18 protein-coding genes are annotated in these 21,495 nt (G+C 74.2%); 7 read left to right on the forward strand and 11 right to left on the reverse strand.

Translation table 11 applies throughout. From position 1 onward, the window contains the following. Positions 1-112: 112 nt before the first annotated feature. Entirely contained in the window at positions 113-715 is a 603-nt protein-coding gene (locus IH61_RS0101725) for a TetR/AcrR family transcriptional regulator (protein WP_031063752.1), read from the forward strand. Further along, a complete protein-coding gene (locus IH61_RS0101730) occupies positions 712-1,572 on the forward strand; it encodes an alpha/beta fold hydrolase (protein ID WP_031063756.1) in 861 nt (286 codons plus the stop codon). Before IH61_RS0101725 ends, IH61_RS0101730 begins: the two co-directional genes overlap by 4 nt. A gap of 2 nt (positions 1,573-1,574) precedes the next feature. Here the strand turns inward: IH61_RS0101730 and IH61_RS0101735 are convergent, their stop codons facing one another. Next, on the reverse strand, positions 1,575-2,096 hold the full coding sequence (locus tag IH61_RS0101735; RefSeq protein ID WP_031063760.1) for a hypothetical protein: 522 nt from the start codon (positions 2,094-2,096) through the stop codon (positions 1,575-1,577). A 142-nt stretch (positions 2,097-2,238) separates the two neighbouring features. Between IH61_RS0101735 and IH61_RS42375 the strand changes: the two genes are divergently transcribed. The 3 genes from IH61_RS42375 to IH61_RS0101750 are packed head-to-tail and all read left to right on the forward strand — an operon-like array spanning position 2,239 to position 4,778. Continuing rightward, the gene (locus tag IH61_RS42375; protein ID WP_051836095.1) at positions 2,239-2,940 is read left to right on the forward strand and encodes a hypothetical protein; all 702 of its coding nucleotides are present in this window, start codon (positions 2,239-2,241) and stop codon (positions 2,938-2,940) included. After that, positions 2,937-4,112: a sensor histidine kinase gene (locus tag IH61_RS0101745; protein WP_051836096.1), complete on the forward strand. Its 1,176-nt coding sequence runs from the start codon at positions 2,937-2,939 to the stop codon at positions 4,110-4,112. The genes IH61_RS42375 and IH61_RS0101745 overlap by 4 nt, the downstream gene beginning before the upstream one ends. A gap of 3 nt (positions 4,113-4,115) precedes the next feature. Further along, complete coding sequence (locus IH61_RS0101750; protein ID WP_031063769.1) at positions 4,116-4,778, forward strand: response regulator; 663 nt, start codon at positions 4,116-4,118, stop codon at positions 4,776-4,778. A gap of 28 nt (positions 4,779-4,806) precedes the next feature. Here IH61_RS0101750 and IH61_RS0101755 read toward each other — a convergent pair whose 3' ends face one another. From IH61_RS0101755 to pdxH, 9 genes are all read right to left on the reverse strand, one after another. Beyond that, positions 4,807-5,574 (reverse strand): aminoglycoside N(3)-acetyltransferase, encoded by a 768-nt coding sequence (locus IH61_RS0101755; protein ID WP_031063772.1) that lies wholly within the window; start codon positions 5,572-5,574, stop codon positions 4,807-4,809. A gap of 62 nt (positions 5,575-5,636) precedes the next feature. Beyond that, complete coding sequence (locus IH61_RS0101760; RefSeq protein ID WP_031063776.1) at positions 5,637-8,057, reverse strand: FxsB family cyclophane-forming radical SAM/SPASM peptide maturase; 2,421 nt, start codon at positions 8,055-8,057, stop codon at positions 5,637-5,639. 56 nt (positions 8,058-8,113) lie between these two features. Beyond that, positions 8,114-8,299 carry a hypothetical protein gene (locus IH61_RS0101765; protein WP_031063780.1) on the reverse strand — a complete coding sequence of 62 codons (186 nt, stop codon included), beginning with the start codon at positions 8,297-8,299 and terminating at the stop codon, positions 8,114-8,116. A 300-nt stretch (positions 8,300-8,599) separates the two neighbouring features. After that, positions 8,600-9,682: an HEXXH motif domain-containing protein gene (locus IH61_RS0101770; protein ID WP_051836098.1), complete on the reverse strand. Its 1,083-nt coding sequence runs from the start codon at positions 9,680-9,682 to the stop codon at positions 8,600-8,602. Between the two features lie 222 nt (positions 9,683-9,904). After that, entirely contained in the window at positions 9,905-11,095 is a 1,191-nt protein-coding gene (locus IH61_RS0101775; protein WP_051836099.1) for an FxsB family cyclophane-forming radical SAM/SPASM peptide maturase, read from the reverse strand. Between the two features lie 54 nt (positions 11,096-11,149). Continuing rightward, complete coding sequence (gene fxsT / locus IH61_RS0101780) at positions 11,150-15,160, reverse strand: FxSxx-COOH system tetratricopeptide repeat protein (RefSeq protein WP_031063787.1); 4,011 nt, start codon at positions 15,158-15,160, stop codon at positions 11,150-11,152. Continuing rightward, positions 15,150-16,580 (reverse strand): TIR-like protein FxsC, encoded by a 1,431-nt coding sequence (locus tag IH61_RS0101785; RefSeq protein WP_078910762.1) that lies wholly within the window; start codon positions 16,578-16,580, stop codon positions 15,150-15,152. The genes fxsT and IH61_RS0101785 overlap by 11 nt, the downstream gene beginning before the upstream one ends. 239 nt (positions 16,581-16,819) lie before the next feature. Next, positions 16,820-17,023 (reverse strand): FxSxx-COOH cyclophane-containing RiPP peptide, encoded by a 204-nt coding sequence (fxsA, locus tag IH61_RS0101790; RefSeq protein WP_031063793.1) that lies wholly within the window; start codon positions 17,021-17,023, stop codon positions 16,820-16,822. 130 nt (positions 17,024-17,153) lie between these two features. Then, positions 17,154-17,786: a pyridoxamine 5'-phosphate oxidase gene (gene pdxH / locus IH61_RS0101795; protein WP_031063796.1), complete on the reverse strand. Its 633-nt coding sequence runs from the start codon at positions 17,784-17,786 to the stop codon at positions 17,154-17,156. Between the two features lie 417 nt (positions 17,787-18,203). Between pdxH and IH61_RS0101800 the strand changes: the two genes are divergently transcribed. Then, entirely contained in the window at positions 18,204-19,304 is a 1,101-nt protein-coding gene (locus IH61_RS0101800; protein ID WP_031063799.1) for a citrate synthase 2, read from the forward strand. Between the two features lie 163 nt (positions 19,305-19,467). Further along, the gene (gene serC, locus IH61_RS0101805; RefSeq protein WP_031063802.1) at positions 19,468-20,586 is read left to right on the forward strand and encodes a phosphoserine transaminase; all 1,119 of its coding nucleotides are present in this window, start codon (positions 19,468-19,470) and stop codon (positions 20,584-20,586) included. Positions 20,587-20,758: 172 nt separating this feature from the next. Here serC and thpR read toward each other — a convergent pair whose 3' ends face one another. Further along, complete coding sequence (thpR, locus tag IH61_RS0101815; RefSeq protein WP_078910752.1) at positions 20,759-21,460, reverse strand: RNA 2',3'-cyclic phosphodiesterase; 702 nt, start codon at positions 21,458-21,460, stop codon at positions 20,759-20,761. Between the last annotated feature and the right edge of the window lie 35 nt (positions 21,461-21,495).

The raw sequence follows: 21,495 nt of genomic DNA on the forward strand, positions 1-21,495 counted from the left end.
TGTGCCACCGCCCCCTGACAGCACCGACCCCGCGCGAGTTTTCCACTTGCAGTCCTAGGGCTCCTAGGATCAAACTAGGGCTCCTAGGAAAGCCCCGGGAAAGCAGGTGCACATGGCACGCGCAGGACTGACGACGGAACGAGTGACGCTCGCGGGCGCCGAGTTGGCGGACGAGGTCGGCTTCGAACGGCTGACCATGTCCCAGGTCGCCAAGCGCCTGGGCGTGAAGGACGCGAGCCTCTACGTGCACGTCCGCAACCTTGAGGACCTGCGCGGGCGCATCGCGCTCCTGGCGGCGGACGAGAAGACGATCCTCATCGCCGAGGCCACGGCCGGGCGGGCGGGCAAGGACGCCCTGGTCGCGTACGCGAACGCCTGGCGCGACTACGCCCACCGGCACCCCGGCCGCTACACCGCCACCCAGGTCCCGACCGAGATCGCCCCCGAGCTGCTCGCCGACGCCCCCGGCCCCCGGCGCGCCGTCGAGCTGACGTACGGCATGCTGCGCGGCTACGGCCTCGCCGAACCGGACCTCACCGACGCCGTCCGCCTGCTGCGCAGCACCTTCCACGGGTTCGTCGCCCTGGAGGCGACGGGCGGCTTCGCGCACCGGCGCCCGGCGCAGGACTCCTGGCTCCGCGCGCTCGACGCCCTGCACATCCTCCTGGAGCACTGGCCCGCATCCGACTCCGACGAAGAAGGAGACCGAGCATGACCACCGGAACCCTGCCCGTGCCCGGCGCGACCCTCCACTACGAGGTGCGCGGCACCGGCCCGCTCCTCCTGCTGATCCCCGGCGGGACGGGCGGCGCGGCCTCCCTCGCCACGGTCGCCGCCGACCTGGCCGACACGTACACGGTCGCGACCTACGACCCGCGCGGGATGGCCCGGAGCACCCTGGACGATCCCGAGGCCGAGCAGAGCGTCGAACAGCACGCCGAGGACGCGCTCCGGCTGTTGGACGAGCTGTCCCCCGGCCGGCCCGCCCGGGTGTTCGGCTCCAGTTCGGGCGGGATCGTCGCCCTGCACCTGCTCCTCGCCCACCCGCACCGCGTGGAACGCGTCATCGCCCACGAACCCCCGCTGGTGGAGGTCCTCCCCGACGCCGCCGTGCACCGCGCACTCCTCGCCCGCGTCCGGGACACCTTCCGCACCGAGGGCCTGATGCCCGCGATGGCCGTCTTCGCCGCAGGGCTGCGCAAGCCCGGCGACGAACCGGCCCCCGCACCCGAGGTCGAGGTCGAGGTCGAGGCCGAGGCCGAGGTCGAGGTCGAACTCCCGCCCCAGGCAGAGGAACGCGCCGAGCAGACCATGGGCGACCTGCCCTACTTCGTCGGCCGCATCGTCCCGAGCTTCATGGCGTACGCCCCCGACCTCCACCGCCTCAGGGCCCGGTCGGAGCAGCTCGTCCTCGCCTGCGGCGAGGACTCGCGCGGCGAACTCCCTTACCGCCCGGCCGCGTTCCTCGCCGAGCACCTCGGCATCGAACTCCTCCACTTCCCCGGCGGCCACATCGGCCTGACCACCCACCCCGCCGAGTTCGGCGCACTCCTCCGCAAGGCGTACCACTGACCTCAGGCCCGGGAGCTCCGGCGGCGGCCGGAGGGCTTGAGGACGGAGAGCACCACGCTCACGGTGTACACCGACAGCGCGACGGTCGGAATGATCACCAGGTTGTAGCGCGTGAACCCGAGGTGCATCTCCGCGATGCTCCCGGTCGGGTGCCGGGCCGCCAGATCGGCCGCCTCGTGCAACCGGGCCGTGAGCGCGAAGACCGAAGCGCCGGCCGCCGCCAGGGTGAGCCAGAACTTCACGGCCACCCACCGGTACTTGAACAGCCCCCAGGGCGTACCGAGCGAGAGCAGCAGCCCGCTGAGCAGCGTGACCAGGCTCAGCGGCAGGACAAGCACGTCGCCGAGCAGCGGCATCGCCCGGTACGCGCTGCGCAGGGTGTCCGCGCTGGAGGTCAGCAGCCCGGTCGCGCCGAGCGTGAGCACGCAGAGCATCAGGCCCAGCCAGCCGACCGAGCTGACGATGTGCACGATCACCGCGAACTTACGGGCGGTCGGTGAGAGCCGGAAGGCGGAGGCGGTCATGCCGCAGATGCTCGCCGCCCCACCCCCCGGCCGTCGTCCCTCCCCGGGAGTACGGCGGAAGCCTCCCGCCGGAGGACGACCGCCGCCACCCCGCAGCGGTGGACTGGGGCACCCGCCCCAACACCCTCGGAGGTCAACCACCATGTCCGGCCCACGCCCCGCCGGAGCGCTCACCGGCGCCCTGTACCCCGTCCTCTTCGTCGCGAGCCTCGTCGTCCCGGCCGTCTCCGCACCCTCCGGACAGCCCCTCGCCACCCCGTACTCCGACGACGACGTGGTCCGCCGCTTCCTCGCCGCCGACCCGGACGCCCTGCACCGCTCCCTCCAGCTCTCCGGGCTGCTCCAGCTGCTCTCGGCGCTGGCCCTCCTCTCCTTCGTCCCCCGGCTCACCGCCTTCACCGGCCGCTTCGGCACCGAGTCCCGCGCGGGCCTGGTCCGGGCGGCGGGGACGGCCTCCGCCGTTCTCCTCGCACTGTCCGCGAGCACGAGCTGGGTCCTGTCGATGGTGCACTCCACCGCCGAACTCGCCTTGTCCCGCGCCCTGATGGACCTCACCTTCATCACCGGCGCCGCCCCGGCGGTCGGCACGCTCGGCCTGGTCCTGTGGCAGGTGTCGCGGGCCGCCCTGGTCAGCCGGGCACTGCCCTCCTGGGTGGCCCGGTCGGGGCTGGTCCTGGCCGTCGCGAGCCTGCTGTCCCTGCTCTCGCTGGTCGCCGAGCCCGCCACGCTGCTGATCCCGGTCGGGCGCTACCTCGGCTTCGTCTGGTTCGTCGCGGTGAGCGTGACGCTGTGGCGCCGGGACGGCGGTGCCCGGCCGGCGGGCGGGACTAGCCTTCCGGCATGAGTGGTCCGCACCCGCTGTGGAAGTGGGACTCCAGGACGGGCCCGCCCGTCCTCTCCTGTCTCGCCGTCGCCGTCGTCCAGGTCGCCGGTACGGTCGGCGCGGGCCAGCGCCAGCCCGACCGCGTCCAACTCGACGCCCTCGGCTTCGCGCTGCTGCTCCTCGGCCCGGCCCTCCTGCTCCTGCGCCGTCGCCACCCGGCGGCGGTCATGGCGGGCGCCACGGCGGTCACCGTCGGCTACCTGGCGGCCGGGTACCCGTACGGCCCGGCCTTCGCCTCCCTGGCCGTCGCCTTCTTCACCGCCGTGCAGCGCGGCCACCGCCGCACCGCCTGGGCCTGCGGCGCCGCCTTCTACCTCGCCCAGCTGCTGCTGCCCTACGCCGCTCCCCACCTCCGACAGCCGGGCGGCTGGCAGCAGTTGGGCATCGCGGGCATCCTGCTGTTCATCGCCACCGGCGCCGAACTGGCCCGCGTCAGCCGCGAACGCTCCGCCGCCACCCGGGCTGCCGCCGAGGAGGCCCGGCGCCGCCGCGCCGACGAGGAGCGGCTGCGGATGGCCCGCGAGCTGCACGACATCCTGGCGCACAGCATCTCGCTGATCCACGTCCAGGCGGGGGTGGCGCTCGAGCTGATCGACACCCGCCCCGAGCAGGCCAGGAGCGCCCTCACGGCCATCAAGTCCGCCAGCAAGGAGGCGCTGGGCGAGGTCCGCCAGGTCCTGGGCACCCTGCGCGGGCCCGGGAGCGCGGCCCCGCGCACCCCCGCCCCTGGCCTGGACCGGCTGGACGAGCTGGTCGCGCAGGCCGGCCGGGCGGGCCTGACCGTCACCGTCCTGCCGGAGGGCGCCCCGGACCGGGCCCCGGCCGCCGTGCAGCGCGCCGCCTTCCGGATCGTCCAGGAGGCCCTGACCAACGTGATCCGCCACTCCACCGCCCGGACGGCCACCGTCTCGCTGTCCGCCACGCCCGAGGCCCTCACCGTCCAGGTCGACGATCCCGGCCCGGCGGACGGCGGCGACGCGGCCGGCTCGGGCTCGGACGGCGGCGACGCGGGCGGCGCGGGCGCGGGACTGATCGGAATGCGGGAGCGCGTCGCCGCCTTCGGGGGCACCCTGGAGGCGGGCCCGCACGAGGCGGGATTCCGCGTCCGGGCGCGGCTGACCCACGAGAGGTGACGGATGATCAGAGTCCTCCTGGCCGACGACCAGGCCCTGGTCCGGGCGGGCTTCCGGGCGCTGCTCGATGCCCAGCCCGACATCGAGGTGGTCGGCGAGGCGGAGGACGGCGAGCCGGCCCTGCGCCTGACCGCCGAACTGCGGCCCGACGTGGTGCTGATGGACATCCGGATGCCCCGCCTGGACGGCCTGGAGGCCACCCGCCGCATCGCCGCCGACCACTCCCTGGACGGCGTTCGGGTGGTCGTCCTGACCACCTTCGAGCTCGACGAGTACGTCTTCGAGGCCCTGCGCAGCGGCGCCGTGGGCTTCCTCGTCAAGGACGCCGAACCGGCCGAACTCCTGCGGGCCGTACGCGTGGCCGCCGCCGGCGACGCGCTGCTGTCGCCGGGCGTCACCCGCCGCCTGATCGGCGAGTTCGCGGCCCGCTCGAAGGAGCCGCGCGCCGTCAGCCTGGAGGTGCTGACCGACCGCGAGCGGGAGGTGCTCGCCCTGGTCGGGCTGGGCCTGTCCAACGAGGACATCGCCCGCCGCCTGGTCGTCAGCCCGCTCACCGCCAAGACGCACGTCAGCCGCGCGATGGTGAAGCTCGGCGTCCGCGACCGGGCCCAACTGGTCGTCCTCGCCTACGAGTCCGGGCTCGTCCGCCCCGGCTGGCTCAACTAGCCCGCCCGGCCGTCACGCGGTCAGCCCGTCATGCGGTCAGCAGGTGCTCGGCGATGTCCACGGCCGGCCGGACGGGGATGAGCCGCGCGGTGGTGCCCCCGAGCGGCCGGGTGGCGGCCAGGGCGGGCTCGGTGCCGAACAGCCGGGCGCCGAGGTCGCCGAAGTGCAGGTCGTCGAGGTCCGGCGCCCGGAAGGCCACCCACCCCTCCTCCCCCACGCACCGGTACTCCCGCAGGGCGACGCCGGGCCGGCGCAGGTCGGCGAGGTGGAAGGCGGTGAAGTGGTCCATCGGCACGCCGAGCATCAGCACCCGGGCGTCGAGGTCGTAGAGCCGGCCCAGCGGCGACTCAGGCCCGAGGTGGGAGGTGAGGGGGTGCGCGGCGGTGATCTCCCGGGCGTGGCGGCCCAGCGCCGCCCAGGAGGTCTGCGGGTGGCTGCTGCGCAGGGCGCCGGGCCGGGTGCGGATGGCCTCGGAGAGGGCACCCACGGTCGGCGAGGCCGGGGTGGTGGCCGGGTCGAAGCGCGGCATGCCGGCGCGGTGGAGTTCGGCCTCCTCGGGGGTGAGCCCGGCGACGGCGTTCCGGTGGATCCGGGAGGTGGAGGAGTTCTCGGGGGTGGCGGTGTAGGCCACCAACGTCCCGTCGGGGCCGAGGACTTCGAGCAGGGCGTCGACCACGCCCCCGGCCCCGCCCTCCACCGGCCCGAGGGAGCGCAGCGACGCCTGGACGTGCAGCACCGTGCCGGGGCGGACACCGAGGTCGGTGAGCCCGGAGACGAGGGCGGGGACGGTCAGCAACGGGACTCCTCCGTGACGCAGGGACGACGCGGGCGACGCGGGCGACTCGGCGATGCGGTTCCTCAGGCGCTCGCGAGGCGCTCCACGCGGGCCCGTTCGGCTTCCTGTTCGGCCGCCGCCGGCAGGGGCACGGCGAGCCAGGGGACCAGGCTCTCACGCATCCCCTCCGCGAACCGCTCTCCGAGCGCGGTCAGGGCTCGCGATTCGGCGAGCCGTTCGACCGCCTCCGCCGTGTACCGGCGCCAGAGCGCGAACTGGGCGCGCGCGCGATCGGCCGGCTCGCCCGCCAGCCCGTCGTAGGCGAGGGTGCGGGTGCCCCAGTACTCGGTGACGGCCAGGTGCGCGTACGTGCCCTGGAGGAGCCCCTCCAGGGGGCGCGGGTCGGGCCGCCAGGGCGCGAAGTAGAGCCGGTCGTCGGCGCGTTCGTACAGGTCGTACAGGTCGAGCAGCGCCCCGAGCTTGACGTGCTGGAACTCGTGGGCGAGCAGCAGCGCGAGCGTCGGCGCCGTGGAGGGCCGGGCGATGGCGACCGCGCCGTACGCCTGCCGGGCGGCCGAGCTGACGTCCCGCCCGGTGGGGCCGGGCCGCAGCGGGGTGACGGTCGTCAGCCCGGCCCGGATGCCCTCCGCGTAGGCGGGCAGGTCGCGCCCGATCAGCTCCCACGCCTCGCGCAACGCGCCCGTCCAGTCGGCCAGTTCGCCTTCGGAGAGCCGTCCGGCCACGGCGTGGTCGTGGCTGTCGCGCAGCGGGTCGACGTCTTCCAGGGCGACGGTCCAGCCCCCGGCGAGGCGCACCTGCCGAAGCGGCGCGTCCAGTTCCGTCCGGACCGTGCCGTCGGGGGCCCGCACCTCGAAGCCGTCCGGCAGCCCGGTGACGAGGGCCTCGCCGTCCGGCAGCGCGACCCGCCCGAGGGTCGGCAGGTGCAGCCAGCCGCCGCGCACGGGCACGGCCACCGAGTCGCCGCGCCCGGCCCGTACGGCGGCGGCCGCCGCGAGCGAGGCCAGCGGGCCGAGCCCGGTGGTGAGGTCCCCGCCGAGGCGCCGGGCGGCCCAGGTGCGGGCGTACGGGTGTGCGAGCACGGCGTCGACGGCGGCGGGGGCCACCACGTCGAGGGCCGCGAGCAGTGCCCAGGCGTCGCCGCGGCCGCGCCCGGAGGAGTCCCAGGCGGCGGCCAGCATCTCGCGGGTGAGGGCGAGTTGGGCGTCGCCGAGCGCGGTGAGGGCCTCGGCGCCGCCGTAGCCGCGGGCGAACTCGTCGAGGTGTTCGGCGGTGAGCGGGTGCGGGCGCACTGGCTCCCGCTCGCTGCCCTGGGCGGGGACGGGTGCCGCGCCTCCCCGGCCGGAGGAGCCGGAGGAGTCGGCGGAGTCGGAGGAGATGCCGTTGATGAGCGTCATGAGGTCCCCGCAGTAGACGGAGGGATGGTCGAAGCCGGCCCCGTCGTCGCCCCGGTAGCGGTGGGCGTACAGCCCGCCGCCGCAGGAGCGCACCACCGGGCAGGCGCGGCAGGTGGCGCTGAGCCCGGCCAGGCCGGACTGGCGCGCGGCGATGCCGGGATGGCGGGCGAGGTCGTCGATGCTGTGCCGGAAGACGTCGAGGCCCGTGACGGGGGCCCCGTCGTAGGCGGTCTTGAGGCTGTCGGCCTGCTCGAAGGTGCCGTCCGTCTCGACCACGGCGAGGTCGGAGGGTTCGAGGCCGAGCGATTCGGTGAGGCTGGAGAGCCCGCGCAGGGTCCGGTGGACGGACTCGAAGGTGCGGACGGCGAACGGGCGCCCGTCGGTTTCCCACAGCCTGTGGACAGCGAGCAGCCACTGCGCGTACGGGGTGGGGCCCCGGCCGGAGGGACGTTTCGGCGGCTCGTCCCAGGTGGCGTGCGGGAGCAGGAAGTCGACGGCGGGGGGCTCGAGTTCGGCGAGGGCCCGGTAGACGGCCGCCGGGTCGTTCTCGACGTCGATCGTGCACAGCAGGCCCGCGTACAGGTGCCGGTAGGCGGGCTCGCGCAGCAGGGCGACGGCCTTCAGGACCTGGGGGTGGCTGGTGCGCCCGTCGGCGAAGCGGCGGTGGCGGTCGTTGGCGGCACGGTCGCCGTCGAGCGAGACTCCGACCTTGACGTCCAGCTCGGCGAACAGGTCGCAGAACGCCCTGCCGAGCAGCACACCGTTGGTGTGGATGCGCAGGTCGAGGGTGCAGCCGCCCGGGAGCGCGGCGCGCAGGGTCTCGGCGGCGCGGCGCAACCGGTCCGGGCCGGCGAGCAGGGGTTCTCCCCCGTGCAGGACGACCCGGACGGCGGACAGCCGGTGGGCGGCCGCGTGCTCGCCGATGCGCTCGGCGGTCCTGGCCAGGACCTCGTCGGCGATGACCTTCGGTCGGGCGCGCCAGCTGGTGTCGGCGTGCTCGTACACGTAGCAGTGGTCGCAGGCGAGGTCGCAACGGCTGTGCATCTTGACCACGAATTGCGTCAGCGGAAGCGGAATTCGTGTCGGCATGGACCTGGTGGTGATCCGGTCTGAGTTCGGCCTGGGTTCTTTCGGTGCCGGGCCGGTCAGATCGAGGAGTTGAAGGCCGCGACGGACACGAGGCCGGAGTCCGCACCGGGGAGCGCGCGCTGCAACCGGTTGGCGAGTTCCTCCGCGCCGAGTGCGGCGAGGTCGGCGAGGGACGGGCGCTCCGGCGTCTCCTGAGTGTCAGTGAGGTTGCCGGCCGGCCTGGTGCTGGTTACCGGAGTCATGTTCGTTTCCTTAGGCGCGGTTAGGACCTGCCGAGTGCGGGTAGACCACCCGGTTGCGACCAAATGTAGTGCCCAAGCGGACTCCGCGCGGCACCTTGCCGCCCCAAGTTCGTCCGCTCGGCCCGTCCACACCATACGGCGGCGCGCTAAAGGCCCGGAATTCACCCGTTCAGCGGTCGCGCACTCCACCCGGACGCGCGCCGAAGGCCGTTGACCGGGCCTGGTGTTCGATTCCACCCCATGTGCCGTCTCGTCCCCCCGCCCGCCCGGGCCGCCGGCCTCGTCGCCGCGCCCGCACGGTCACCGGTTCGGGGCCGAATCATCGAGTGCCCCGGCGGCGCGCATCAGCTCCTCGGTGAATTCCCGCCCCTGAACGGTGAGTTCGCCGGATTCCAGCAGAGTTCGCCCGGCCGCCGAGGTGTGCCCCCGCCACAGCGCGAACTCCCGGGCCGCACGTACGGGTTCGCTCACTCCGGCCGCCGATTCGGCCGCCCAGAAGTCGGCGACGCCGAGGTGCGCGTACGTCCCCTGGAGCAGCGCCCCGACCGGGCGCAGATCCGGCCGCCAGGGGGCGTGGTAGACGGCGGCGCCGTTGGGCCGGTGCAGGGGCACCAGGTCCAGCAGGGCGCCGAGTTGGACGTGCAGGAACTCGTGCACCAGGGCCAGTGCCAACAGGACGGGCTCCGCCGGGAGCGAGGCCGCCACGGCCCCGTACGCCCGCCGTGCGGCCGCGCTGACCGCCTCCCCGCCGGGCGCCGGACGCAGCGGCACGATCACCCCGACGCAGGCCGCCACGGACCGTGCGTGCCACGGGTGCCGGCGCACCAGGATCCGCCACGCCTCCTCCAACTGCTCGCGCCACTCCATGAGTTCGGAAGCACTCAACGGCCCGGCCGGCGGGCGCCCGTAGTCGACCAGGCGCGGCCCCGCGTGCTCCACGCGGGGCCGCCAGCGCAGCCCGTCGCACTCCAGCTCCACGACCTCCCCCGCCCCCTCGGCCGCGAACTCGCCCAGCACGCCCAGCGGTACGGCCTCCCCGGCCGCCAGGCCCCGCAGGCAGTCGGCCGCCCAGGCGTCCAACTCCGGCCGCAGCAGCACCGCCTCCCACCGCGCCCGGTCCCCGCGCTGCAGCTCGCACAACCGGGCGTACGCCTCACGGAACCCCTCGTCCTGCGGCGCCCTGCGGCGCAGCGCCAGCAGCAGCAGCGCCCGCTTGCTCAACTGCCCGGCCCGCAGCAGCCGTACGGCCTCCGGCCCGCCCCGCGCGCCCGCGATGGCCCGGAACAGTGCCCGGTCCACGCCGTGCCGGGGCAGCCCGTCCGCCCCGCGCGCGCCCGGTACCCCGGTCACCGATACCGCCGCCGCCTCGTCCGTCTCCGCCACCGGTTGTCCTCTCTCGTGTCCGGCCCGCACCGGCCGGCCCGCCGCTGCCAGCCCGCAGTCTCCCCACCGATCGGCGGATCAGCCGGTCCGACACCGCTCATGACCCGAACGGGCGAGCGGGCCCTCGGCGCGGCCCCGGGCCGACCTGCCGCCTTCACCCGGCCGACCTGCCGATTCCACCCGGCCGACCTGCCGCTTTCAGCCGGCCGAGGCGGCGGTGCGTCAGTCGACGCGGGCCAGGGCCCCCGCGCCCACCAGCCCCGCGACCCCGGCCCGCAGCCGCCCGGCGATGTGCCGGATCAGCCGGTCGAGGTCCGCGCAGTACACCGACGGGTTCCCGAAGCCCCCCGCCCCCGCGTACCGGTGCGCGTACAGCCCGCCGCCGCACACCCGCGCCAGCGGGCACCGGCCGCACACCCGGGCCAGCCCCGCCATCCCGTGCTGCCGCGCCCGGAACGCCGGGTGCGCCGCCGCCGCGTCGAACCCGTGCCGCCACACGTCCAGGCCCGTGGCGGCCGCGCCCTCGTACGCGACCTTGAGGCTGTCCGCCTGTTCGATGGCCCCGTCCGCCTCGACCACCACCAGGTCCACCGGCGCCAGCCCGACCGCCTCGCTGGCCCCCCGGCCGCCCAGCAGCAGCACGGACAGCTCCTCGAACAGCCGCACCCCGGTCTCCCGCCGCGGCGCGTCGTACCAGCGGTCGAAGGCTTCGATCAGCCAGTCCCCGTACGGCGCCGGACCGCCCCCGCAGCCGCTCGGCGGCGCGCCCGGCGGCTCCCGGCGGCCCACCCCCGGCGGCGGCGCCTCCCAGGTGGCGTGGGGCAGCAGCAGGTCGAGCCGGGGCGGCCGGAACTCGACGAGCGCCTCGTAGGTCGCCACCGGGTCGGCCGCGAGGTCGACGACGCACAGCAGCCCGGCGAACAGCTCCCGGTGCTGCTCGGAGCCCAGCAGCCGCACGGCCGCCGCCGTCCGGGCCCAGCTGCCGCCGCCGGAGGGCAGCAGCCGGTGCCGGTCGTGCTGCACCGGTGTCCCGTCCAGCGAGACGCCGACCGCCACCCGGTGGCGGTGCAGCACGTCGAACAGCGCCGGATCGTCCAGCAGCCGCAGCCCGTTGGTCTGCAGGCTGAACCGCACCCGGGGTCCGGCACCGGCCAACTCCCTTAACAGCGCGTCCAGATGGGCGGCGCCGACGAGCAGCGGCTCGCCGCCGTGCAGCACCACGGTGACCTCGTCGAGCCCGTGCCGCTCGGCGTGCTCGCCGATGCGCCGCGCGGTGCGGCGCACCGTCGGCAGCTCCATCCGGCGCGGGCGGTCGCGCCAGCTCTGGTCGGCCGCCTCGTACACGTAGCAGTAGGAGCAGGCGAGGTTGCACCGACTGTGGATCTTCAGCAGGAACTGCCGGAACGGCACCATGGCGGGGAGCCTAGTCGCCTCCGGAAGTCCCTGCTGACCATCCGTCACCGTCCGTCACACGTGCGGGGGCTCCACGTCGGAGTCGAGCCTGGTCCCCGCCCTGACCGCCTTCGTCGTCGGGTGCTCGTCCCCGAGGGTGGCCCTCGCCCGCCGGATGCAGTCCGCCCGCAGCTCCGCGGCCCGGTCCGCGTCGCCGACCGCCGCGAGCGACAGCGCGAGGTTGGACTTGATGCCGATGGAGTCGTAGTGGTCGGAGCCGAGCGCCTCGACCATCATCGGTGCCGCCTCCGTCTCCAGGGCCAGCGCGGCCTGCGGCTCGCCGGTGACGGCGAGGTCGTTTGCGTGGTTCATCATCGCGATCGGGATGTACAGGTGGTGCTCCCCGAGTACGGCGCGGAACTGGGTGAGCGTGCGCCGGGAGAGGTCCCTGGCCTCCTCCAGCCGCCCGGCCAGGCGCAGGTAGACGGAGAGGTTGTTGGCGCCGGCCAGCGTCACCGGGTGGTCCTCGCCGAGGTAGTCGCGGTAGCGGGCGAGGGCGCGTTCGGCGAGCGGGATGGCCCGGTCGGTGTCGCCGAGCGCGTTGAAGTCGCTGGCGAGGTTGGTGGCGGCGGCCAGGGTGTCCGGGTGCTCGGGGCCGTTGATGTCGAGGTAGCGCCGGTAGATGTCCTCGTCGATCTCCAGCGCCTCGTGGTAGCGGCCGTCCCGGCGCAGGGCGACGGCGAGGTTCTTGCGGGCGCGCAGGGTGTCGGTGTGGTTGTCGCCGATGGTCTGCTGGTAGGTGCGCACCGTCTCCTCGAGCAGGTCCAGCGCCTCGCGCAGCCGCCCGGTCTCGCGCAGGTCCCGGGCGTAGTTGGAGGCGGAGGAGAGCGCGTACAGGCTCTGCGCGCCGAGGGCGTCGCGCTGCTGGAGGTAGTTGCTGCGGTGGCGCTCCAGGGCGGCCCGGCGGTCCCCGGCGAGGTAGTCGGAGACGGCCAGGTTGTTGGTGATCATCAGGGTGCGCGGGTGGTCGGGGCCCAGGGTGCGCCGGGCGGCGTCCAGGGTGCGCCGGTCGAGCGCGCGGGCCTCGTCGTAGCGGCCGAGGAAGCGCAGGTCGGCGCCGAGGCTGTTGGCGACGGCGAGGGTGTGCGAGTGCTCCGGGCCCAGGGTCTCGGTGAAGCGCTCCAGGATGTCCCGGTCCATCTCGTACGCCTCCTGGAGGGCGCCCTGGGAGCGGCGGATGTTGCTGAGCTGGGTGCGCAGCATCAGGGTCTGGGCGTCGTTGTCGACGTCGAAGCCCGGCCCGCCGTAGCCGTCCTGGCGCCAGTGCCGCAGGGTGCGCTCGGCGAGTTCGCGCCCGGCCTCGTGGAGGCTGCGCTTCCACTGGTAGCGGACGGAGTCGATGATCCACTGGCGGACGTCCTCGTCGGCGCTGTCCACGGCGCCGGAGGGCCACAGGTGGGGCAGGAGTTCGGAGTACTCGGCCCAGTAGGTCGGCACGTCCGGGTCGCCGGGGTTGGCGGCGGCCAGCGCGGCGTGGACGACCTCGCGCAGTTCGGCCTGCCGGGCGTCGCCGACCTGGTCGCGCAGGACGGCCTGGACGAGCCGGTGCACGGTGATCGTCTCGCTGCCCTGGTCGGTTCGGGCCAGCCCGAACCGGTTGATGGCGCGCAGCAACTCGCCGATGGCGAGCTTGTCGCGCGGAGCCCTGGGCGGCAGCTTGAGGGCGCGGACGACGGCCCGGCTGTAGAGCAGCCGCATCGGGATGGCGTCGGGGCCGAGGAAGGCGCAGATCTCCAGGATCTGGGCGGCCGGGGCGTTCATCCGGCGCAGCTCCTCGACGGAGATGCGCAGCGTCGCGGCGGCGGAGTGCGGGTAGTCGGCGGCGTGCAGCGCGGTGCGCTCCAGCATCTCGGTGAGGGCGCGGTCGAGTTCGCCGAGGTAGTCGGCGATGCGCATCGGCGTCTCCTGGAGCCAGACGGCGGCCTGGCCGACGGCCAGCGGCAGGTCGCCGAGCCGGGAGGCGATCTGTTCGGCGTCCTCGGCGCTGAGGCCGTGGTTGAAGCGGCGCAGCAGCCGCACGCTCTCCTCGCGCAGGAACACGTCGACCTCGACGAGCCCGGCGTGCTTGGACCAGCCCTGGTTGCGGGAGGTGATCAGCACGTGCCCGCCGCTGGCCCCGGCGGGCAGCCAGGGCGCCAGCTCCTCGGGCGTGCTGGCGTTGTCGAACACCAGCAGCCAACGGGAGTGGGGCTGGCCGCGCCGCAGCGCGTCGAGCACGGCGGCGGCGGTGTGGGCGACGTCGTCGCTGCCGGGCACGCCCAACCGGGGTGCCAGCTTGGCGAGTTCGGCAGGGATGTTCGCCGGGTCCTCGGCGGGCACCCACCACACCACGTCGTAGGCGGCCTTGAAGCGGTGGGCGTACTCGCCGGCGATCTCGGACTTGCCGGCGCCGCCGAGGCCGTACAGGACCTGGCTGCGGACGGCGGCGGGGCCGCCGGTGAAGCGGTTGCGCAGCAGTTCCAGCACCCGGCCCCGCCCTATGAACGAGGCGTTGCGGGAGCGGACTTCGAGCACCTTCGGGGCGTCGCCGGGGAAGCGGGCGGGGGCGAGGAACTCGCCGCTGTCGCCGTCCAAGACCCGGTTGGTGCCGGGGGCCTGGCCGAACTCGTGGTACAGCTGCGCCTCGGCGTGCACGGCGGCGGAGCGGGTGAGGTCGGGCACGACGTGGCCGGCGAAGGGCCGGGGCACCGGGTCGTCCGAGTCCTGGAGCCTGAGCGCGACCAACGTCGGTGCGCCGGTGGACAGTTCGCCGCCGTACAGGTGCTGCCAGACCTCGGCGGCGCGGGGCAGCGCGGTGTACTCGGGCGAGATCAGGGCGAGCAGCCGCCCCTGGCCCCCGGCGGGCCCGGCGACCTCGGGGGGCCTGGGGCCGGAGTACGGGTCGGCGGCGTTGTGCAGGGAGGTCTGGTAGCCGAAGCGGGTGAGGGTGGCGGCCGCCCACTCGGCCCACATCCGGTTCTCGGGCGCGTAGCTGACGAAGACCTGCCGGGGCACGGCGCGGGCGGAGCGCAGGTAGGCGCCGTAGAGCCGCCGCCTGGTCTCGCCGCCGAGCGGGCGCAGGTTGCGCACCCGCCCGTCGGTGATCCAACCGGCCAGCCGCTCGAAGGCGTTGAGGAGGCTGCGGGCCTCCTGCGGCCGGTCGGCGACGGTGGCGGGCACCTCCTCGTAGGCGTAGAACGGCTTGTACGGCACCTCGACGTCGGCCCAGTAGGCGGCCCGGCGCTCGCCGCCGAGCCAGCGGCCGAGGTAGGGCGCGAAGGCTTCGCGGGCGAAGTCCCGTCCGGCTTCGAGGCGTTCCTGTTCGGCGTCCTCCACGCGCATGGGCACGGGCATCACGCGGATGGCCCGTTCCTCGGTGTCGGCGATGGTGTGGGCCGCGGCGACGCCGCCGCGGATGTTCTGGGCGTTGAAGGTGAAGCAGTCGACGACGGTGTCGGGCATCAGCACGGTGCAGATGCCGGAGGTGTCGCTGACCCCGGTGCGGCTGTCGATGAGCACGTAGTCGTAGTTGCGGGCCCAGCGTTCGCGCAGTTCGCGCAGGAACTCCCCGCCCCGGATGTCGCGGCCGTGGTAGAAGCTGCGCCAGTTGAAGCTGGTGACGGCGGCGGCGTAGGCGGCGTTCTGGCGGCCGGCGGGCAGGAAGTCGAGCCGGCCGCCGGGCGGCAGGTCGAGGGCGAGCCCGCAGATGTAGTCGTCCAGGCGTCCGGGCACGTCCAGCCACTCGGCCGGGGACAGGCCCGTCGGCCCGGAGGCGGAGGGCAGCGCCTGCCTGACGTAGGAGCGCAGCAGGTCGATCAGGCCGTCCGTGGAGTGCAGTTCGGGGTCGACGAGCAGCGGGTGGTAGTAGCGGTGGAGGCCGGGCGCCTCCAGGTCCCAGTCGACGACGAGGACCCGCAGCCCGCGGCTGGCGAGGATCCAGCCGACGTTGGCGAGGGCCATGGTGCGGCCGGTGCCGCCCTTGAAGGAGTAGAACGTGACGACCGATCCCGGTCCGCGCTCCGGCCGTACGTCGGGCTCAGTGATCATCGCCGTGGTCTCCGTTCAGCGGGACGCCGTCGTCCTGTCGGGGCCGGCGCTGGCCGGGCAGGACGGGTGGGAAGACCGGGCCTGGGGCCTGGTCCGGGGTGAGCCGTACGAAGGGGTCCGGGCGCTGGCCGGGAGGGCCGGGTTTGGGCCCGAAGGGGATGGTCAGCCCGGGCATGTCGGGGCCGCCGGGGCCGAAGCCGAAGGAGTCGCCGTCGTCCCAGTCGAAGTTGTCGTCCATGAGCTTGTTCTGGGCGACGGTCACCATGATGTCGAGGTCGCGGTCGAAGCTCTCCCGCTTCACCTGGACGCGGAAGAGGTGCTCGGGGTCGCTGCGGCGCAGCCAGTTGCGGCGGAAGACGCCGCGCACACCGGTCCACAGGGCCTCGCGTGTCGGGCCTTCGACGGGGTCGTGGTCGCCGCTGGGCACGAGCACGCCGGTGACGGGGTGGTTCTGGTCGTCGTACTCGCGCAGCGCCTCGCGGTAGCGCTCGCCGGCGGCCACCCACGGGTCCACCAGCAGCACGCTGACCTGGCTGTCCTCGCGGGCCTGGTCGAGCTTGGCGCCGAGGCCGACGCCGATCTCCTCCAGGGTGGTGGTGTGCCCGGCCGCGGTGATCACCTGCTGGGCGCGGGCGGCGAGCGAGGGGCGCGTCGGCGGGTGGTAGGGCGCCCAGTCCCAGGGCCGGGGGCCGTGGTGGGCGCCGTTCTCGGGGGCGGCCTCGGAGGCCCGGCCGGCGGCGATGAACAGCCGCACCATGCCGGGACTGTCGGAGGGCTCCAGGGCGGGCGCGGTGGGCGGCGGGGGCGCGGGGAAGTAGCCGCGGACGGCACCGAGGTCGAACTCCCTCAGCTCGCCGAGTCGGCGTTCGGCGGCGCCCTTGATCCGCCCGGCGACGACCCGTACGACCGTGCGGTACGCCTCGCCGCTGGGGTCGGTGCGCAGCAGGGCGCGCAGCCCGTGCCGGGCGTACGCCTCCCCCATGTCCGGCTGGGCCCACTGGATCTTGGTGACCTCCTCGTGCAGCTCGCCGGGCGCGACGGGCTCCCAGAGCACCGGGATCAGCGCGGGCACGTGCTCGCCGTGCTGCTCGTGGTGGCGGCGCACCCGGCCGCGGAAGGCCGTCCACTCCTTGCCGCAGTAGAGGCTGGCGAAGTAGGCGGGCGAGTAGAGCGCGACCAGGGTGCGGCAGCGCCCGAGCATTCGGGCCAGTTCCTGGGCCCAGTCGTCGCCGACGAACAGCCGTTCGGTGTCGCGGTAGGCGAGCTCCTCGGCGCGGGCGGCCGGCTGGGCGCGGCCGAGTTCGTCGCGCAGGTCGTTGAAGAACTGGTCGACGAAGGCGTCCTCGGCCTCGAAGTCCCGACGCGCGTAGCTGAAGAAGAAGTACGGCCGTTGGTCCCTCTGGTCCGCCGGTTCCGACATCTGCCGCTGATCCCGCTCCATCACCTGTTCCCCCGAGTCCGACGGTGCCGCGACGGCGCTGGTTTCACGGCGCTGGTTTCTTACCCAGCATGTCGTGAACTCCACCAGTACTGCAGGGAAGTTGGCGGATTCCCCTGCCTTCGGTGGTTTAACCGGGGGTCAGGCGCACGCCCGCGCTCCGGAGCGCTCCCGGCGCACGGGAGCGCGCCCAGGAGCGTGGAGTGCCGCGGGGGCGTGGGTCAGTGGTCGAGCGCCGAGTGGTCGAGCGCCGACTGGAACGCGGCCAGCGGCTCGGCGCCGGGCGTCAGGGCGTCCGCGACGACCCGGCGCAGCAGCTCGCCGAGGACGGTGTCGGGAAGGGCGTCGAGTTCGTCGAGCGGCAGGGCGGCTACGTCGACCAGGTCGGAGCAGAGTCCAACGGTATCGGCACCGGTGACGCCCATCAGTCCCTCACTCGATCGTGTCAGCGCTGCGGGTCACCGATCGGTGAAAAGGAAACCACCGGGGTCCGCAGGCGGATACTACACCCGGACAGTGACGGGCCATCAGTTATCGAGACCGCCGCGCCCGAGACTACGGGCAGAGCCGCTCCACCCGCCAGCCGCCCGGGGCCGCCGGGTCGGCGAGGTAGCGGAGCCGGTCGTGGAGGCGGTTCTCCCGCCCCTGCCAGAACTCGACGCTGGCCGGAACCACCCGGTACCCGCCCCAGAAGGGCGGGACGGGCACGCCCTCGCCCTCCGGGTAGCGGCGCTCGAGTTCGGCGTAGCGCCGCTCCAGCTCCTCCCGGCCCTCGACGGGGCTGGACTGCTCGCTGGCCCAGGCGCCGAGCTGGGAGCCGTGCGGGCGGGTGCGGAAGTACGCGGCGGTCTCGTCCCGGCCGACCTTCTCGACCCGGCCCTGGACGATGACCTGGCGGGCGAGCACGATCCACGGGAAGAGCAGGGCGGCGTGCGGGTTGGCGGCGAGCTCGGAGCCCTTGCGGGAGCCGTAGTTGGTGAAGAAGACGAAGCCGCGCGCGTCGTACCCCTTGAGCAGGACGGTGCGCGAGCTGGGCCGGCCCTCGGCGTCGGCGGTGGAGAGCACCATCGCGTTGGCCTCCTCCACCCCGGCGTCGGCCGCCTCCAGGAACCAGCGGGTGAACTGGGCGATCGGCTCGGGCGCGAGCTGCTCCTCGACCAGGCCCTCGTGCGTGTAGTGCTTGCGCATCACGGTGAGGTCCGGCCCGGGGCGGGCCTCGCCGGGCGTGGTCCGGGGGGCGGGGCTCGGGGGCGTCGACTGGGCGCGTTCCGGGGTCTGCACGGCAACATCATCCCGTACGACAAGCGACCGAGACCGCTACCTACGGACAAACCCCGGTGGGAGATAAGGTGTCCCGCCACCGTTCGGCCGCCCGCTGTGCGGGGAATCGTCCGGAATCAGAGGATTGGTTCCGGCCACCCCTCGGTCACCACCGACTCCACGGCGGAAAGTCAACCGGGCCCCAGGGGAACATCACCACCGTGGTGTATGGCGCAATGCACCCCGTGCCTGCCACTCTGGCACGGAGTGCCAACCACCATTCGGTCACTGGCGGACCGCCCCACCACGGCGGAACGCCGATCGCAGAACTGAAGGAGCCGTCGCATGTCCGATTTCGTACCCGGGCTTGAGGGAGTCGTCGCGTTCGAGAGTGAGATCGCCGAGCCCGACAGGGAAGGCGGCGCCCTGCGGTACCGCGGTGTCGACATCGACGACCTGGTCGGCAACGTCTCCTTCGGCCATGTCTGGGGCCTGCTGGTCGACGGCAAGTTCAACCCCGGCCTCCCGGCCGCCGAGCCCTTCCCCATCCCCGTGCACTCCGGCGACATCCGCGTCGACGTGCAGTCCGCGCTCGCCATGCTCGCCCCCGTCTGGGGCCTCAAGCCGCTGCTCGACATCGACGCCGACCAGGCCCGCGACGACCTCGCCCGTGCCGCCGTCATGGCGCTGTCCTACGTCGCCCAGTCCGCCCGCGGCCAGGGCCTGCCGATGGTCCCGCAGAGCGAGATCGACAAGGCCGAGACGGTCGTCGAGCGCTTCATGATCCGCTGGCGGGGCGAGCCGGACCCCAAGCACGTCAAGGCCATCGACGCCTACTGGACCTCCGCCGCCGAGCACGGCATGAACGCCTCCACCTTCACCGCCCGCGTCATCGCCTCCACCGGCGCCGACGTGGCCGCCGCGCTCTCCGGCGCCGTCGGCGCCATGTCCGGCCCGCTGCACGGCGGCGCCCCCTCCCGCGTGCTCGGCATGATCGAGGAGATCGAGCGCACCGGCGACGCCACCGCCTGGGTCAAGAACGCCCTGGACAAGGGCGAGCGCCTGATGGGCTTCGGCCACCGCGTCTACCGCGCCGAGGACCCGCGCGCCCGCGTGCTGCGCCGCACCGCCAAGGAGCTCGGCGCGCCGCGCTTCGAGGTCGCCGAGGCGCTGGAGAAGGCCGCCCTGGAGGAGCTGCACAACCGCCGCCCCGACCGGGTGCTCGCCACCAACGTCGAGTTCTGGGCCGCGATCATGCTGGACTTCGCCGAGGTCCCCGCACACATGTTCACCTCGATGTTCACCTGTGCGCGCACCGCCGGCTGGTCGGCGCACATCCTGGAGCAGAAGCGCACGGGCCGGCTCGTGCGCCCCGCCGCGCGCTACATCGGCCCCGGCCCGCGCCGCCCCGAGGAGATCGAGGGCTGGGACGCCATCGCCCGCTGAGCCCCGCCCGGCGTGCCCGCCGGCACCCCTGCGCACCGCCTCTGACCAGCGGGTCCGGCTCCGGCCGGACCCGCTGTCCGCACGCCGCTGATCAGGGAAGATCACAGTCTCAGCGTGCGGACGACCGTTCCCCGGGCGAGGGCCCGGCCGGTAGGCTGCGCGGGTGGCTCAGATCCAGATCCCCGCTGACATCAAGCCCGCAGACGGCCGTTTCGGCTGCGGACCGTCCAAGGTGCGCCCCGAGGCACTGAGTGCCCTCGCCGCCACCCAGACCTCCCTGCTCGGCACCTCGCACCGCCAGGCCCCGGTCAAGAACCTGGTCAAGCGCGTGCGCGAGGGCGTGAGCAGCCTCTTCTCCCTGCCGGACGGCTACGAGGTCGTCCTCGGCAACGGCGGCTCCACCGCCTTCTGGGACATCGCCGCCTTCGGCCTGGTGCGGGAGAAGTCCCAGCACCTCGACTTCGGCGAGTTCTCGTCCAAGTTCGCCTCCTCGGTCAAGGCCGCCCCCTGGCTGGGCGAGCCGACCGTGATCAAGACCGCCCCGGGCACCCACCCGCTGCCGGTCGCCGAGGCCGGCGTGGACGTCTACGGCCTCACCCACAACGAGACCTCCACCGGCGTCGCGATGCCGATCAAGCGCCCCGCGGGCGCCGACGAGGGCTCGCTCGTCCTGGTGGACGCCACCTCGGGCGCCGGCGGCCTGCCCGTCGACATCACCGAGACGGACGTCTACTACTTCGCCCCGCAGAAGTCCTTCGCCTCCGAGGGCGGCCTCTGGCTGGCCAGCTTCTCCCCGGCCGCCCTGGAGCGCGCCGCCGAGATCGCCGCCTCCGGCCGGTACATCCCGCCGTTCTTCTCGCTGCCGACGGCCATCGACAACTCGTCGAAGGACCAGACGTACAACACCCCGTCGATCGCCACCCTCTTCCTGCTGGCCGACCAGCTCGAGTGGATCAACGGCAACGGCGGCCTGGACTGGGCCGTCGCCCGTACGGCCGACTCCTCCTCCCGGCTGTACGCCTGGGCCGAGAAGTCCTCCTTCGCCACCCCGTTCGTGGCGAACCCGGCCGAGCGCTCCCAGGTGGTCGGCACCATCGACTTCGACGAGTCGGTGGACGCCGCCGCGGTCGCCAAGGCCCTGCGCGCCAACGGCATCGTGGACACCGAGCCCTACCGCAAGCTGGGCCGCAACCAGCTGCGCATCGCGATGTTCCCGGCCGTCGACCCGGCGGACGTCGAGGCGCTCACCCACTGCATCGACTACGTGGTCGAGCCGCTCTGAGCCCTGCCGAGGCATGCGTGAGGGCCACCACCCGGGCGGGTGGTGGCCCTCACGCATGGCCTAGCGGTTGACCAGTGAGCTGATCAGCACGACGACCAGCAGCAGCACCAGGGTGCCGGAGACGATGCGCATTCGAGTCTTGGGGTCCACGGTCAACGAGCGTACCTCCGGCTCACCCCTCGGCCGTCTCCCGCCCCCGGTCGGCCCGTCCCCCGTCGGCCCGTCCACCGTCCTCCCGCCCCCAGTCGGCCAGCGCCCAGGAGCGCAGCGACTCGTAGTGCGCGAAGCCCCCGGCCAGGTCGCTGCGCATCAGGTGCAGCTCGCCCGCCTCCCACTCCGGCCCCCGGTACGGCGCCAGCGCCGCCGCCATGCCCTCCATCTCGGCCGCCGCCGCCCGCTGCACGGCCCTGCGGTGGCCGCGCGAGGAGCCGGCCCTGGCCAGGGTCAGGTGCGGGTGGAAGGCGTACGGGTCGGCCCGGCCGGTCGGCTCGCCGGCGACGGCCTCGGTGACGCCCTCGGTGAGGGCCTGGGCGGCGGCCTGGGCGACGGCCTCGCTGACGGCCTCCGCGAGCCCGCGCAGCTCCCTGGTCCGCCCCTCGACCCCGGCCCAGAGCACCTTGTCCCCGAACCGCCCGGAGCCCGCGATCCTCAGCCGGTGCACCGGGTGGACCTGCGCGACGCCCGCCAGGGCCGTCTCCAGCCCCGGCACTCGTTCGGGCGCCACCTCGCCGAGGAAGGCCAGCGTCAGGTGCCAGCCCTCCGCGGCCGTCCAGCGCAGCCGCTCCGCCCCTGGCAGTGCGCGCACCGGTGCGACGGCGTCGGCAAGCCCCTGCAGTGCCTCCGGCGGAGGCAGCACCGCCACGAACAACCTCATGGGCCCATCTTCCCGCGCTCACCCGTTTGGGGTAG

The organism is Streptomyces sp. NRRL WC-3742 (genome assembly GCF_000720635.1).
In the GTDB taxonomy this organism is placed as follows: Bacteria; Actinomycetota; Actinomycetes; order Streptomycetales; family Streptomycetaceae; genus Kitasatospora.